Source organism: Paenibacillus sp. MDV22-iso6, from assembly GCF_058408365.1.
This window is the reverse complement of sequence record NZ_JBZVDZ010000006.1, coordinates 1-14,078: the sequence shown is the minus strand read 5'-3', so window position 1 is coordinate 14,078 and position 14,078 is coordinate 1. Positions and strand designations below refer to the sequence as shown.

Sequence of the window (14,078 nt, the reverse complement as noted above, 5' to 3'; positions counted from 1 at the left end):
CATAGTTAATTTTCATTCGTATTACGTCTCACTCTCATTAATGGATCTCTGCGGAGGTTGATCACAAAGTCTTGATTCGAAGTATGATACACGATGTTACCAGGCTCTACTTGAAAAAATTCTTTATTCGCATCTTGTTCGGATACGGTACGAATTGGTGCAACTTCATCTACTATTTTTTTGTTGTCTTCCTCATGATAATGAATGATAGAAACCAAAACAAACTGGTCAGGGAACAGTTCTCTAACTTCTTGCCACTTCATGTGTTCTACCTCCTGTTATTGAGTTAGTTCTACTTTCTGTAATTTTAACATATATCGCGATTGCATATAACTTTCTTGGGTTTCATGACAACTGACTTAGACTAATTTGTTTACTGAAAATGACTTACCACAATCAACCACGTAGACTAATACTTCGCACTATCCCAGAAATACGTTGTTAATACGTTCTCGATCATAATCTAGAATCCAATCGTTATATTCTTTATAGATATCCGTTAGCGCTTCTCTTGATGGTGAAATAACATCGCAACCTCTATCATCATAGATATGAAATATCGTTTTCTTACTTATATTAATGAAATACACCCTATGATAGATCGTTGGCTTAATGCCAACATCATGATTACATATAGCTTTGATTAACTGACGATATTTCAAGTCTTCAATTCTACATTTAGTCCAGTACCTATACATGTTGTTCCTTGGATCTGGGGTTTCATCCGGTTCACAATCCAAATCTGGAAGTATCTCAAGTCTCAAGGCTCTAATCGGCTCTTTCTTCTTGATCATGAAAAGCCTTAAATAATTCAAGCGATCGATGATAAACTCGTTCCATGTAATGCTCCTTATTTATTCCAAACATCAGAGGATTGCCAAGTTCGAATCGTATTGCAACATCCCAATTATAGAAAAGAGGCGGTTCTAAGGTCAGGTTTGGGAAATGCTCTGCCAGGTACGTCTTTAGGTCCATTCTGTGGCCTCCATTTCAAACCTTGTTTGAATCATTTCATTGCACTCTACAAACTGTTATTTTTCTTTATAGTCATTTGCTGCCTCTTTAATTTCTTCATTTTTAGAATTAATTCCCAATTCAATTCCCCAATCTAGTAATTTTGGAATTGCCTCTGAAAGTAGCTCTAACAACCTACGATACTCCCATTCATCGTCAAGACAAATTGCTGTTTTAGCTACATTAGGAAGATGTTCTATTAGCCAATCAGAAGGAATTGTTTTAATCTTTTTCCTCGCTATTTCAATTGGGTGGGTATTTTGTGGCTGGCAAGCCCATTCAATAAGGATAGTGAGTATTTTTATTCCAAGCCGCGTAGGGATACGTTCAATATCTTCTAGTCTAGTTGATATATTGGGAGATATTTGATTAATTTCATAATCTATTTTCAGTTCTTGCCATGATGCCATACCATTATTCATCATCCTTCCCTCCTAATACATTCATACTCAATTGGAACTAGATCTCCGGAATTTCACTTAACGTTTTGTATTGACGACGTCCTGGCCCCTTAGAGTCGCTGCTTATAGTTGTGAGGCTTGCCGAACACCTAGTGCAGTGACGTCTCGACGGGCTTAGGGGGCTAAATGTGGTCAATCGCTTCTCAGAGTGATCCGGATCGTCAATATTTTGTTATTCGAAGGAAGCTCTGGAAGCAGCCATTGCATTTAAAGCGTTCTCAAAATAGCTATATACTTCATCTGCAATTCCCAAAAACTCTTCAACAAGTACATTACTATCCAAGTAACAAGCATACAGATAATCAACTAAAGCGGAGTCAATATCACAATAGTCTAATATGGCATTCTTCATCTTAATAAAGTCATCTTGCCATACGCCTATTTCTTCTAAAACCAAAGAGTATAATGCACGAATTAATCTCTTAGAGTAACCTTTAATATATCTAGTTTTCATTGTGTTATCACTAGCACTAGAAAGTAAACGATGTATACGATCTACTTCCTCCTTGGTCTCTGTATTTAAGTCTAATATGAACTCAGGAGAAATAACTATCGGGGGTACTTTTTCACCAACGTCATCACCATATATACAAACACAAATGATCTTAACCCAAAAACCCCACTCATTTGGTTTACTTAATACATCGTCAATCGAACAAATGGTCGTATCAATCTTAGTTAACACTGGATATTTTTCCAAAAGCCTGTCTTTAATATTTGACAATCTTTCGTAATCAACATCTTTGGGATTTACACATACAATAGTAAAGTCTGCATCTGACTTAAAAGGTTTAGCAGTTCCTTTGGGAATCGAGCCACACATATAAATGCTATGAATCTTACCTTTAAATTCGCTAAGTATAAGATCTACATACTTATCAACAAAATCCTTATATTCATTTTGTATTACAATTCTATTTATAACTTTTTCTAATATCATATAGACTCCTCCTAAAATAAGAACTTCTTTCGACTAACGTTGTGTATTCATGACGCTTGGCGAATGCCAAGTGTGTCCGGCAACCTCTGCTTCCCTGAAATACTTCTGCAGGACCGAGGGCGTATGCCCGATGCGGTGAATATATTGTAATCTGATTTAGGGTAATCTATAAATAACTTTCAATACTGTTTCAACTATGATCTTCAATCAGTATTATCTTCTTATCTTTCATTTGAAATATTGATTTCCCTTGAAGTTTTAATGTTTCTCCTGCTTTCATTCCATTAGGGAGATCACGGGACAATATTCCCTCATAATCAATGTCAACCTCTGCTTTATCTCCTGCGAAAGTAATGTTCTTTATTACTTGACGCCTTTGAGAAAATACCTGAATTGACTGCTCTGCTAATGTGCGAAATTCCTGAATCCCCTTTGTTTCCGAATTCACTTCACCTTTAGAAATGTTTCGAAAATGAATATTTTCATTCAAAACTCCAATCATTCCATCAATGTTAAACGTGTTATATGCGCTCAAGTATTTTTCAATAAGATTATTTAAATTTGAGTTCTCCAAGTCGAATCACACTCCTAGATTTTGATATTACATATTTGTCCTGATTTTAGATAACGTTGCTGTATTCACGAATCCGAGAGGCTTAAAGGAGCGTAGCGACTGGGTCCGTCAGGACTTGCCTCTCAGTGGTTGTCGCCTGAGTCCGCTTCCGTTCTACTGAATTTCGCTAAAACCTCATCAATGTTATCCCATTCATAAATTAATTCATTTAGAACTTTTCCTCCGATTATTATTTGAATTGATTTACATAATTTAGCTCCATAATGTTCATAGAAATATCGTGTCTTATTATCTTCTAGAACTTCAACAAATATCTTTTGATAGCCTAAAAATTTAAATTGTAGAAACAGTTGTTTAAGTAATTCTTTCCCTAAACCTCTTCCGTGATATTCCTTAAGTATGTATATAGATGTTAAATCACTAGAATTGGCTACTATATTTGTTTCTCTCTTCCAAGAATCTGCAAATCCAATAATTTCTCCTTCTGGGTTTTCTGCTATAACTACAAAATTATCTTCTCTTTCAATATTTTTGATCCATAATTCAGTTCTTTTTTTATATGATAGATTATATAAGAATTCATCTGGAATAATACCTTTGTAAGTTGTTCTCCAACTATCCACATGAACTTTTGCAATGCCTTCTGCATCATTAATCGTTGCTTTTCTTATTTGCATAATAACCACCTCATAAGATTAGTTAAAACGATATTTCAAGCACTTAGCCATAACTGTATATAATGAGTAGCATTATACAGTTCCTATCTTGTAATTTATTTACGATGATTTCTCATAACTTTCTTGTATTCACGAAACGCCCCGGCCTTAGATAGCTCTTATCTTAGGCTGGGGCGTTTGTTGACTGATATTTCTTCCATCATTATACATCTGTCAATCAAGGGACGATAGCCCTACAGCTTGAATACTGTGTTAAACGCAGTTGCTGACTTCATCGAATGATCAAATATTTGCTTTCAGTTTGTTTTATATGATGCAGCATATGGTTTATATTCTATAAAATTGTCTATTAGTTTGAAATAGATTCTCCCAATTATCCATCGAAATACTCCAATCATCAGGAATCCCATTGAACTAGATAACATTCATCCCGTGATGCATTTATGACCCGATATGGCCTTCTTTATCCATAACCATTCGCAACACGCTTTCCTCGAGACACAAAAAAAGACAAGGCTATCTAAATGGTATCGATCATAAAAAAGTACTGGATAAGTAAATGGCATACAGGAAAACATAAATCCGGGAACTTCATTAACTAACGGATCTAGGAGGTCGGCAAATGGCAAAGTTTTTCGTTTTAATAATATTATTATTGGTGGCAGGCTGTTCGTCCCATAACAATATGATGCAAAAACAAGTGACTCCTGAGCAAAAACAAATTTCAATTCATGATCATGCTGCTGCACCAAACTCTGTCCTCACACAGGCATCATCAACCGCTACATCTTGGCAAGAGAGATCTATTACAACAAAAGAAGCCCAAAATGGAATTCCATTGGATTTGTTGGATCTGGTTCGAACACCGGATGGAAATCCAGTAAACCAGGCACCTGCAGGAAATCCTGAAAATAAGGAGCCAACAGGACAAGTACAGGAAGGTAAAAAAAATACTACGGATAAAACCGATTTTGAGCAGCAGGTTCTGGATCTAGTCAATCAAGAAAGGGCCAAAACAGGATTAAGTTCCTTGAGTAGGAATGAAGAATTGTCAAATGTGGCTATGGTCAAGGCACAGGACATGTACAACAACAGTTACTTTGATCATAATTCGCCAACACATGGATCCCCCTTCGATATGATGAAGGAATTCGGGATCACATATAATACCGCTGGAGAAAACATCGCAAAAGGGCAAACCACCCCTACTCAAGTTATGAAGGAGTGGATGAATAGCCCTGGCCACAAAGCAAATATACTGAATAATAGTTATACTCATATCGGTATTGCTTATTATAACAACACATGGGTTCAGGAATTTACTGGGTAGCGCCTTTCATCTCCCAACAATAAAGTATCAAAAACCCGCAATTTATGTCGGGTTTTTGATACTTACAGATCCTGCATACGCCACCAGTTTTTTTTGTTTCCTCGAACCGGATTTAATTGTAAATTTTATCCATCTTTATCTTATTTGCATTAATTTCACCCACCGTTTTTATGTGATAGATTGTCAAACCAAGTGCGACAGTTCCTCTGTGAAAGATTCGTGGGCGGTTTTCCAGCCCAGACATTTCCGAGGGCGATGGTTGATTAAATGAAGCGAACGATCCAATGCTGCATCTAATATTTGAGTAAAGTCTGTGCCCTTGGGAAAAAACTCACAAAGTAAGCCGTTTGCATCCTAATTTGAACCTCGTTGCCAGGAAGAGAAAGGGTCGGCAAAATAGATCTGTACGTCGTGCGTTTCCTCCAAGTTCGCGTAGCAGACAAATTCCTTGTCACGGTCTGTTGTAGCAGTTTGAAAAGCTACAGCAAGATACTGAGCAGCGGCTACACCAAAGGCAATCTCCATCGATAGATTTGAATCACGGTGTACAGGCGTGTTTTCCGTTCAATGAAGGTTGCTAAATTGTCGATGTAGGATTTCTAGCTTGCTGCGGAGCTTCTGGAATGTCATACGGAATACAATCAGCTTTCTGCGGAGACAGATCAATACTTTAAACACTTCGTGATGCTTTGCCCGATCAATCCATCTTAGAAAGAAGTATCTACTTACAAGGTTTCAAAGACGCTTTACAACTCTTTAGTGAATTGCAAAACTCTAACATTTAAAGGATCATATGATCCTCTTTTCTATTGTTTTTGATTCTGTCGTATAACGTTTGTGTATCTACGAACCCGAGAGGTTTAAGGCGCGCACGCGCCAGGTCCAACGGACTTAGCCTCGTAGGGTTGTGAGCTGATTCACTTCTCTGACTACTCCATCTTGCGAACCAAGGGCAGAGCCCGCAGCGTAGATAGTGTGTTATATGATGGATCGGGCATCTTGAACTACTTCCACAACTTTGTATTTATTCATTGTGTTAATCAGTAAAATCTATGCATAATAACCGCCTTCTAATAAATAAGTTCTTGTCTCTTTATAGTGTTTATAGATTTTACTAAATGCCCTGTTTGCTTTATGCTGGTAACCTATATCACTTATGCATGGTTTAATTACTTTCACTATTTCCCTCATATCCGTATCACTTGAAATCTCGCCTGATATTAATTTTTCTAAATCCAGTTCAAATAATCCCTCAAAGTTTTCTGAACAATCCCCATACGCATATACTGCTTTGTTATCATCCATTCTATATAATTTGTATTTAATACAGATTGCCACAGAATTCATCCTCTATTTCTTTAATTTTATTGAATTACTTGTTTTTCCAATCTTTCACCTAACGTTAATGTATCCACGACGTCCCACCGACATAAGGCTGCGCCAGCAGCCGGCCGCGATGCGGTTAGTCGGTGCGGATGTGTCCGCTGAAATTACTTCCCTGCCAATCGCTTCTCGCGGATCGAGGGGCCGCCAGGCTCCGATGCGTGAATATAATGTTAGATGGATGTTTCCGTTTCCGGCTTCTAGAATAGACTCAATATTCATTATTACAAATCAAACATCCATGACATGACAACAATATATTATGTTTTTCGCATTTTGGATAACCTCTTGGTATTGTTGGTGTCTCATCTTGATCATTGTTTTCTATCCAATCTAAATACTGTTGCTCATCTACATCATTTACCTCAAATTCTAAAATCATTTTTTTGAAATGATCTAGACGCCTAATAACCATTTCATTATTAGGCTCATAACTTAACTTACTCCATTCAAACCCACTTATTGCATTATCTAATGCTTTTAATAGAAACTGCTTCTCCTCTATAAAACTTTCAGTTGTCCATGGCAGTTCATCAATATCAAAACCTACTGTACCTATCCCAACAACTTCCTGATCCCGTTGAGCCAACCATATGATAAGTTCTTTCTCGCGATTGGTATTTGCTGTCATAGATCCACTTAAAACTAATGCTTCTAAGAAAATAGCCGTCAAAGTATTAGACATTGAGAGTGGTTTAATATTGTTTCTATTTTTATTATTCAAACCTATTGTGTTTCCCATAGAATTAGTTATCCTTTCATTTCGGCAATTTCATCTAACGTTCCTGTATTCACGACTCGACGTATGTCGAGTGTCCGGCGTATGTCGAGTGTCCGGCGTATGCCGGGCCAAGGGCGTATACCTGCAGCGTGAATATTATGCTAGATGATGTTCCATCTTCTTTGCGATACTTTAACTGTGTTTTTCAATATTGATTATTCTCTTTAATTTTTCATGATTTTCTTGATGTACTTTTCCCCAAATCATATTTGTGAAATTCTCCTTATCGAACCAAAGATAAAGATCAACTTTGTCCAAGTCATTACTTACTCTTCCAACTCTATGAACCCCAAGGTATTCGCCGCTCTCTAAACGAGCGTACCCTGTTAAGGTCATGAGCATCTTTTAAGCTATCAAAGTTTACAAATGCCAATACATTTGGAATCTTTCGATCTGTATTCACGCTCTTAAATTGTTTTACTGCTTTGTGTACCTGACTTGAAATAGAACTATATGTTGGATCATTTTTAGAACCTTCAAAATCATCATATTCAATTGTTTTTTCTTCGCAATAAAAAACTAATTCACTATTTAAATACACTTCATAGTCTGGTGTTTTTGATCTACCTTCCTTTATTTTTCTGACTTCAAATCCCAAAGATTCTAAAAAGTCTTTTACAATCTTTTGGCTTCAATTCTCTCCTCTCATTTGTCTTATATGCAGTATGGAATTTCATCTAACGTTCCTGTATTCATGAACCCCAAAGGGTTTGTCTGCTGAAATCCCTCCTCGCAATCTTTCCCGCAGACCAAGGCTCCGAAGGAGACTTAGCTTGAATATTATGTTATAGGATGTCATCACTTCATTGAAATACTCCCAAGAATCTAAAATCTTAATTCACTAAATGTTATTAATTTTTTTCATCATTTCTACTCTGCCAATACTCTTATATTGCTCATTAATAAAAGAAATCACCTCATTTAAATATACAAATATTTCATTAAGATATAATTGGAAATCATTAAAAGTTGTATCATCAGGTACTACTTTTTGCTCGTGAATTTGCAGATATAATGACCACCAGTCAAATTTTCTTGGAACTGGATAACCGATTTTTTCTAAGTCCTTCTCTAGACCGTCCAAAAATCTCAATTGGGGTATATTCCCTAAGTACAAATCATCTTTTTTCTTGACTGTGATCATATATTCGACTGCTTCCAAAATACTTGTCAAATAATCGAATGGATCAAAACATTCTGGGACATTTGTGAATTCACTCTTATCGAGTAATTCTCTACAATAAAAGCTCTTTATTTCAGAGACAATATTTTTATCTTCAAAAATAACACCACTCTCATAATTGTTATTACTTCCAAAACTGAAGTTAGCAGAACCAATATAAGCAAAATTATCAGTAATAAAAAGCTTTGAATGGTTAGTTATAAGTTCAGCACACAGCACAAAATTTTTGAATATATCTTCTATCTCCAGTTTATCTTCAGAAGAAAATGTTCTTTTAGCGTATAGTAAATTAATATCAACTCCTGAGTTTGCTATGTCAGCTAACTTTCTATAAAAGCTTCTTTCATATTTATTTTTAAAATTAAAATTATACGTTGCTATATATATATTTTTTGTGTTTGTTAAACGGCTATTCAGTAATTCAGTCCAGAAATCAGATTCTTTAAAAAAAATCACTTTACCTTGTGAAAATAAAATTTCCTTTTGCATGTTTATCTCCTTATACTTTTTGTTGTAAATCATTTTCTAGGTCGTCAGACTTAGCGATTGAATGTGTCGCCTGATTTCACTTCTCCGAAAATCCTCTTGGCGACCTAGGAGCGTACGCGACGACGTAGGAATGTTTTGTTATCAGAAGTTACAGCCTGCGTAGCATTAACATTGCTTTTTATTCATATCTTCCTCTGTTTTTAACTCAATAATATATTGAACCCATGAGTAACTAATTACTAAACATGAAACAACAATTAGAAATTGCTCAAGTTCATTTATTTTAAGTAGAGTTAAAGATGAACCGGAAGCAGTATACAATGAAACCTTCACCTTTACTTTTTGTAAACATACGATAGACTTGATGATATGAAACGAGAACCACATAAAAGATGTGATAGCTATAAGTATAAAAATTATTAGTTCCATATTGCTCAATATAAATTCTATTAAAAAGGTAATTTCGAAAATCTGAAGCAGTAATGGGATACCTACAATAGGAATAACTAAAAAGTAAGAAAAAAACAATAAAAAAACCATATAACCTTTAAGATCAAACCTTTTAGTTATTTCCTCGATCCCCTCTTTTTTACCAAATAATATAAATTTATTTATACCTTCACCTTTGTAAAACAAATAGGGAATTAAACAATAAATAAATGATCCAAATAAAAAGGTTGATGATTTCATGAAAATATCAGTACCAAAATAGTCATCAATTTTCATCCCGATGGCTCCTAATACTATTATTGAGATAAACAAAAATGTAAAACCATTCATTCCCCAACGATATGGACATCGTAGAAATCTATCAATTTTTGATAGAGCTTCAAAAAAAGATCTAATAACTTTTAACATGCTTTTCTCCTTACTGCTGTAATTTCCAATAACGTTCCTGTATTCATGAATCCCTAAGGGGTTGTCTTTTGAAATCCCTCTTTGAGATCCTTCCCGCAGACCAAGGCTCCAAAGGAGCCGCAGCGTGAATATTATGTTATAGAATGTTGCTTGTTCTTATTTACTCTCTTTTATTATCATTGATACGTTCTTCTAATTGCCTCATTTCAAAAAATCCATTTAACTCAACTTCTCTTGATACAACAGTCATAAATTCTTTCCATTGTGGTATTTGAGCATCATTGTATTCAATGACTATTACGCCACTTTCTTGAACCCATAGTCTTATACTTATATAGAATTTTTTCCCGAAAATATCTTCGTAAGAAATCGTTGTACTGTATGTAATGAAGAAATAATCAGTAGGATCTTTCCTCGCAATTCTAATTACAAATGGTACATGTTCACCCTCAAGTATACTAATTGAGTTGTTCCCCACTCTAAATTCAATAGGTTCTTCTTCTTCACTTCTAAAGTTAAGCACGTTTACATTTTTCGCAACTCCTTTTCCTGCATTCTTTATTCCAAAATGAACTAACGCGGTTGTTCCTACATCATCAATCAGTGGATATTCGTAATTTCCAGCAAACAAATTATCATCATTAAAAAATTGATTAACCCTACCTGGCATCAACAAAGGTCTAATTGAGGTTTTTCGGGAAGAGATGTTTTCTCTGAAAATATAAATTGTAATTATAAAAGTTAATACAATCGCAATATTTGCAGACACCTGAATTATATCCATTAGTAATTTAGACATATATCCTCCTCTTGATTTTCGGGTTTTGCAATTTCCTATAACGTTCCTGTATTCATGAACCCAAAGAGGTTGTCTGCTGAAATTCCTCTTTGAAATCCAATCGTAGACCAAGGCTCCAAAGTAGCCGCCGCTTGAATATTATGTTAAGTGAAGTTACAGCTCTAATTTTTTAATTCAATTTTTTGTTTTAGGTTTTTTGAGAACTCTCGTGTCGAATTCTCAACATTTCCTGTATATTCTATTTCTGTTGCCATCTCAAAGATCTCTTTTTCTAAAATCTCTTGTAAATCCTCTATACTGCATGTCATTTCTTCTCCTAAAAATTCTTTTATAACTGCTTTTTGTTGGCTTTCAAAAACCAAAATCCATATCTTTCTACACTTCTCTTCTGCTCGCTCCATTAATACTCGTAAAGAATCTTCGGCTTTATTTACTGATTTAATTACATTGTTTAATTTCGCATCTTTTACTTTGCCTTCTTGAGATATTTCCACCCAACTAGCTGGATAAAAACATTCAAGACTTTCATCTAAATTTGAATTCAAATTCGATAATCTTCCCCAATACTCACAAAAGTCTACGTACTCAGCAGTAATCATCTTAAGGGCTTCTATCCAATCTTCTTTTTTATTGAAATCAAATGGTGTGCTTCGATGTTTCATACCAAGTATTTGATTTAATTGTTTGATCTTTGTTTGTTGGTCTTTTGAAATAAACATATGTATCCCTCCGTAAATAAGACTTCAGTAATTTCACTTAACGTTCAGGTATTCACGAACTTCCATAGGAAGTTGTCACTGAAACTACTACTTCTGCCGAAAACATCAAAGTGACCAAGGCGTATCAGCCGCGTGAATACTGTGTTATCCGATGGACTTGCCTTCTTGATTCTTCTTTCATTATCTGTATTTTCGTTTTCATTTGTTTATGTATTCTAGGACTTTTGGTAAATATTCTTCGATTGGTTTCGATGTATCAACCACTATATACTTCTCTTCTTCTGGTTTCTTACTGTTTTTTATGGTTCTATAAAATCCTTCTTCTGATGACGGTGCCTCAATTTGACTCAGAAGTCTTTCTCGATTTCTCAATCGTTTTCGGATTATTTCAATGTCTTCTATATAACATTCAACATACTTATATCTCTTATTGTGTTTTATCGCTAATTCAAGTCCGGTTTCTAATAAATTACTGTACAAACAAGGACTATCCATAATCACACTGTGTCCATTCGATAAATAAAAATCCACCAACGACCAATCTACATCATAGGATAGTTGTCCTATTGCTTTACCTTCCATCGTGTTTCCTTGTGATGATAACGATTTTAAAATTGCTGTTTTGGAAATGTCATGATCGACAATGACAGCTCCAGTTGCTTGGCTAATCTGTTTTGCTAATGTTGACTTTCCTGATCCTGGGAATCCCGACATCTGTAAAAAAAACATTCATACACCTCTATCTTATAAAAGTATTTGCAAGTCTCCGTATAACGTTCCTGTATTCACGACGTACGACGAATTCGGACGTGTCTGCTGAGTCCACTTCCCTGAAATCCATCCAGCAGACCAAGGCTCCGTAAGGAGCCGCTGCGTGAATATATTGTTATCGGATGTCAATGCCTTCCTCGTTTTAACTCACATTTGTCCGGTGGAAGTCAGTTCTAGAGGTTGAACTCTTCTCTATGCTTTTCAACAAATTCATCTTTCGTTAATCCATACAAAATGAAGTCCATAAATTTGCCATTGATATAGACGACCTGTCTCCGTATGCCTTCCTGAATACATCCGAGATTCTCCATCATCTTTGCAGATGCTTCATTTCCCTCAAGAACATAGTCATTGAATTTATTAAGCCTTCGTTCCAGAAATGCGTACCTTAACAGAATCTTCATCGCTCTTGTATCATAACTCATACCACGATATTCTTTATCGATTACTATTCCGATACTGAACGTACTCCTATGCTTTCGCCTTCTAAGGTCTCAAGAGTAAACATGATTCTTCCATTTGTTGAGGAAAAATCAGCATTTTCTCTGCAAATTTCTTTGAACCCGCAATAGTAGGCGGCAATTCTGTCGAACATTCTAGAAGACGACGTGCAGGAGTATCAAAATTACTAATATAATCTCCTTTCCAATCTGCTGAATGTATTGCACGTAATCTGACTTTATCATCCTGCCAAAAGTATTGACTATAATCTATTTTCATTGAATTATCCTCCATCGTTTGACCCTCCTCAATTTTCGTTTTCCCTAATACAAATATTTTTTGCATTGATTTCCGATAACGTTCCTGTATTCATGAATCCCAAAGGGATTGTCTGTTGAAATGCCTCTTCCAAATTCACCTCGCAGACCAAGGCTCCGAAGGAGACGTAGCTTAAATATTATGTTATATGTCGTTACCTGCCTCCCGAATAATCTCGAACTTACTTCCACAATTTTTCTTCAATTAAACAATCCATCTCTTTAAAATATTCAATTATTTTTTCGGCTTCCTGTTTGAGTCCATTTGAGTAATGAACCCCTATCCCATTTGAATCTGTATACTCAAAACTTAGATATTTAAATCCACCTCTTGGTCCAACATACTTTATTATGTTCCTTGCTGATTTATATTCTTCTAGCCTTTTCTTCTTTTCCTCTTCCATTTTCTCTAAATATTTTGGATCTACTATTTCAAGTGAAGTCCAAAGAACGTCCAATTTACCCAATCCAGGAAAGTGCACTCCAGTAAAATTATCATTTGATCTTGACCACATTCCATAATTTCTGATTGTATAACCTTCAGTTCCGACTATAAGACCTTTTAGATATTGAGTAAGATCAACTTTTAACTTTACTTGGATGCTCTCATACATCATGAATCCTCCCACTCAAATAAATATTTGGGTAATGTCATATAACGTCTTTGTATCTACGAACCCGAGAGGCTTAAAGGAGCGTACGCGACTGGGTCCGACGTACTTACCCTCGCAGGGTTGTGAGCTGATACATCTTCTTCGCTTATCTCTTCTTGCGAACCAAGGGCCGAAGTGCCCGCAGCGTAGATACTATGTTATATGATGGGCATGTCCACTTCGATCAACAATCAAAATTTCTTTATGTACTCTAAATTGTTATGTTCTCACTTTCTTTAAGACTTACAAATTCAATATCATTACAATAGAAGTTAATAATTCCGTTCTCGTAGTCCTCAATTAAATATTTCATTGGGTGATATCCATGATCCTTTAAATCTCTAATATTAAATCCACTTATTTGAGTTAGTGCCCCTCCAGATTCAAGCTTAAGACTTTCAATATTAGAAAATCTTATAACTAACTCATATGTTTTTGAACTCTCCTTAATTAAAAAAGTTATATCTAGTATTGATATGTTCTCAAAATACTTGTCTTGAGTAATATAGAAGTGAAAATTCGAAAGCCATTCTATTTGACGGATAGTAAAGTTACCAATAAACGGTTCTATGCTTTCTATATTTCTTATCATCATCAAAAAAACTCCTTAAATGATTAGTTACATGTCTTTCATATAACGTTCCTGTATTCATGAACCCCGAAGGGGTTGTCGGCTGAAATCCCTCTT

20 protein-coding genes and 2 pseudogenes are annotated in these 14,078 nt (G+C 35.4%); 2 read left to right on the top strand and 20 right to left on the bottom strand.

From position 1 onward, the window contains the following. Positions 1-5: 5 nt before the first annotated feature. The 7 genes from AC4PM4_RS17220 to AC4PM4_RS17190 all read right to left on the bottom strand — a co-directional run bounded on the left by AC4PM4_RS17220 (position 6) and on the right by AC4PM4_RS17190 (position 3,666). The gene (locus AC4PM4_RS17220; RefSeq protein ID WP_488731275.1) at positions 6-263 is read right to left on the bottom strand and encodes a hypothetical protein; all 258 of its coding nucleotides are present in this window, start codon (positions 261-263) and stop codon (positions 6-8) included. Between the two features lie 159 nt (positions 264-422). Continuing rightward, complete coding sequence (locus AC4PM4_RS17215; protein WP_491614101.1) at positions 423-794, bottom strand: DUF3885 domain-containing protein; 372 nt, start codon at positions 792-794, stop codon at positions 423-425. Next, positions 769-975 carry a DUF3885 domain-containing protein gene (locus AC4PM4_RS17210; protein ID WP_371129261.1) on the bottom strand — a complete coding sequence of 69 codons (207 nt, stop codon included), beginning with the start codon at positions 973-975 and terminating at the stop codon, positions 769-771. The genes AC4PM4_RS17215 and AC4PM4_RS17210 overlap by 26 nt, the downstream gene beginning before the upstream one ends. Before the next feature lie 56 nt (positions 976-1,031). Next, positions 1,032-1,436 carry a hypothetical protein gene (locus tag AC4PM4_RS17205; protein ID WP_063563997.1) on the bottom strand — a complete coding sequence of 135 codons (405 nt, stop codon included), beginning with the start codon at positions 1,434-1,436 and terminating at the stop codon, positions 1,032-1,034. 211 nt (positions 1,437-1,647) lie between these two features. After that, on the bottom strand, positions 1,648-2,415 hold the full coding sequence (locus AC4PM4_RS17200; RefSeq protein WP_491614100.1) for a nucleotidyltransferase domain-containing protein: 768 nt from the start codon (positions 2,413-2,415) through the stop codon (positions 1,648-1,650). A gap of 190 nt (positions 2,416-2,605) precedes the next feature. Next, a complete protein-coding gene (locus AC4PM4_RS17195) occupies positions 2,606-2,989 on the bottom strand; it encodes a nuclear transport factor 2 family protein (RefSeq protein ID WP_063563995.1) in 384 nt (127 codons plus the stop codon). Between the two features lie 122 nt (positions 2,990-3,111). Continuing rightward, positions 3,112-3,666 (bottom strand): GNAT family N-acetyltransferase, encoded by a 555-nt coding sequence (locus AC4PM4_RS17190; protein ID WP_076290124.1) that lies wholly within the window; start codon positions 3,664-3,666, stop codon positions 3,112-3,114. A gap of 622 nt (positions 3,667-4,288) precedes the next feature. Here AC4PM4_RS17190 and AC4PM4_RS17185 point away from each other — a divergent pair. Continuing rightward, positions 4,289-4,996, top strand: coding sequence for a CAP domain-containing protein (locus AC4PM4_RS17185; protein WP_376032199.1), 708 nt, complete (start codon positions 4,289-4,291; stop codon positions 4,994-4,996). A gap of 183 nt (positions 4,997-5,179) precedes the next feature. Here AC4PM4_RS17185 and AC4PM4_RS17180 read toward each other — a convergent pair. Continuing rightward, positions 5,180-5,577, bottom strand: a pseudogene (locus AC4PM4_RS17180) (IS30 family transposase); the annotation flags it as partial. Between the two features lie 22 nt (positions 5,578-5,599). Here AC4PM4_RS17180 and AC4PM4_RS17175 point away from each other — a divergent pair. Then, positions 5,600-5,781 (top strand): annotated as a pseudogene (locus AC4PM4_RS17175) (hypothetical protein); the annotation flags it as partial. Between the two features lie 265 nt (positions 5,782-6,046). Here the strand turns inward: AC4PM4_RS17175 and AC4PM4_RS17170 are convergent. The 12 genes from AC4PM4_RS17170 to AC4PM4_RS17115 all read right to left on the bottom strand — a co-directional run bounded on the left by AC4PM4_RS17170 (position 6,047) and on the right by AC4PM4_RS17115 (position 13,985). Continuing rightward, positions 6,047-6,301: a hypothetical protein gene (locus tag AC4PM4_RS17170; RefSeq protein ID WP_269054934.1), complete on the bottom strand. Its 255-nt coding sequence runs from the start codon at positions 6,299-6,301 to the stop codon at positions 6,047-6,049. Positions 6,302-6,590: 289 nt separating this feature from the next. Beyond that, positions 6,591-7,121, bottom strand: a complete 531-nt coding sequence (locus AC4PM4_RS17165) for a hypothetical protein (protein ID WP_491614099.1) — start codon at positions 7,119-7,121, stop codon at positions 6,591-6,593. A gap of 319 nt (positions 7,122-7,440) precedes the next feature. Continuing rightward, complete coding sequence (locus tag AC4PM4_RS17160; RefSeq protein WP_491614098.1) at positions 7,441-7,758, bottom strand: hypothetical protein; 318 nt, start codon at positions 7,756-7,758, stop codon at positions 7,441-7,443. 243 nt (positions 7,759-8,001) lie between these two features. Further along, positions 8,002-8,832, bottom strand: a complete 831-nt coding sequence (locus tag AC4PM4_RS17155) for a phospholipase D-like domain-containing protein (RefSeq protein ID WP_491614097.1) — start codon at positions 8,830-8,832, stop codon at positions 8,002-8,004. Between the two features lie 165 nt (positions 8,833-8,997). Beyond that, positions 8,998-9,690, bottom strand: a complete 693-nt coding sequence (locus AC4PM4_RS17150) for a hypothetical protein (RefSeq protein WP_491614096.1) — start codon at positions 9,688-9,690, stop codon at positions 8,998-9,000. A gap of 160 nt (positions 9,691-9,850) precedes the next feature. Beyond that, positions 9,851-10,489, bottom strand: a complete 639-nt coding sequence (locus tag AC4PM4_RS17145; RefSeq protein ID WP_491614095.1) for a hypothetical protein — start codon at positions 10,487-10,489, stop codon at positions 9,851-9,853. 161 nt (positions 10,490-10,650) lie between these two features. Then, positions 10,651-11,208 carry a hypothetical protein gene (locus AC4PM4_RS17140; RefSeq protein WP_491614094.1) on the bottom strand — a complete coding sequence of 186 codons (558 nt, stop codon included), beginning with the start codon at positions 11,206-11,208 and terminating at the stop codon, positions 10,651-10,653. 198 nt (positions 11,209-11,406) lie between these two features. Further along, complete coding sequence (locus AC4PM4_RS17135) at positions 11,407-11,937, bottom strand: P-loop nucleotide/nucleoside kinase family protein (RefSeq protein WP_491614093.1); 531 nt, start codon at positions 11,935-11,937, stop codon at positions 11,407-11,409. 215 nt (positions 11,938-12,152) lie between these two features. Then, positions 12,153-12,404, bottom strand: coding sequence for a GNAT family N-acetyltransferase (locus AC4PM4_RS17130; RefSeq protein WP_491614092.1), 252 nt, complete (start codon positions 12,402-12,404; stop codon positions 12,153-12,155). A gap of 61 nt (positions 12,405-12,465) precedes the next feature. After that, the gene (locus AC4PM4_RS17125; RefSeq protein WP_491614091.1) at positions 12,466-12,714 is read right to left on the bottom strand and encodes a hypothetical protein; all 249 of its coding nucleotides are present in this window, start codon (positions 12,712-12,714) and stop codon (positions 12,466-12,468) included. 205 nt (positions 12,715-12,919) lie between these two features. Then, on the bottom strand, positions 12,920-13,351 hold the full coding sequence (locus AC4PM4_RS17120; protein ID WP_491614090.1) for a hypothetical protein: 432 nt from the start codon (positions 13,349-13,351) through the stop codon (positions 12,920-12,922). Positions 13,352-13,601: 250 nt separating this feature from the next. Next, positions 13,602-13,985: a hypothetical protein gene (locus AC4PM4_RS17115; RefSeq protein WP_072734200.1), complete on the bottom strand. Its 384-nt coding sequence runs from the start codon at positions 13,983-13,985 to the stop codon at positions 13,602-13,604. Positions 13,986-14,078 lie beyond the last annotated feature (93 nt).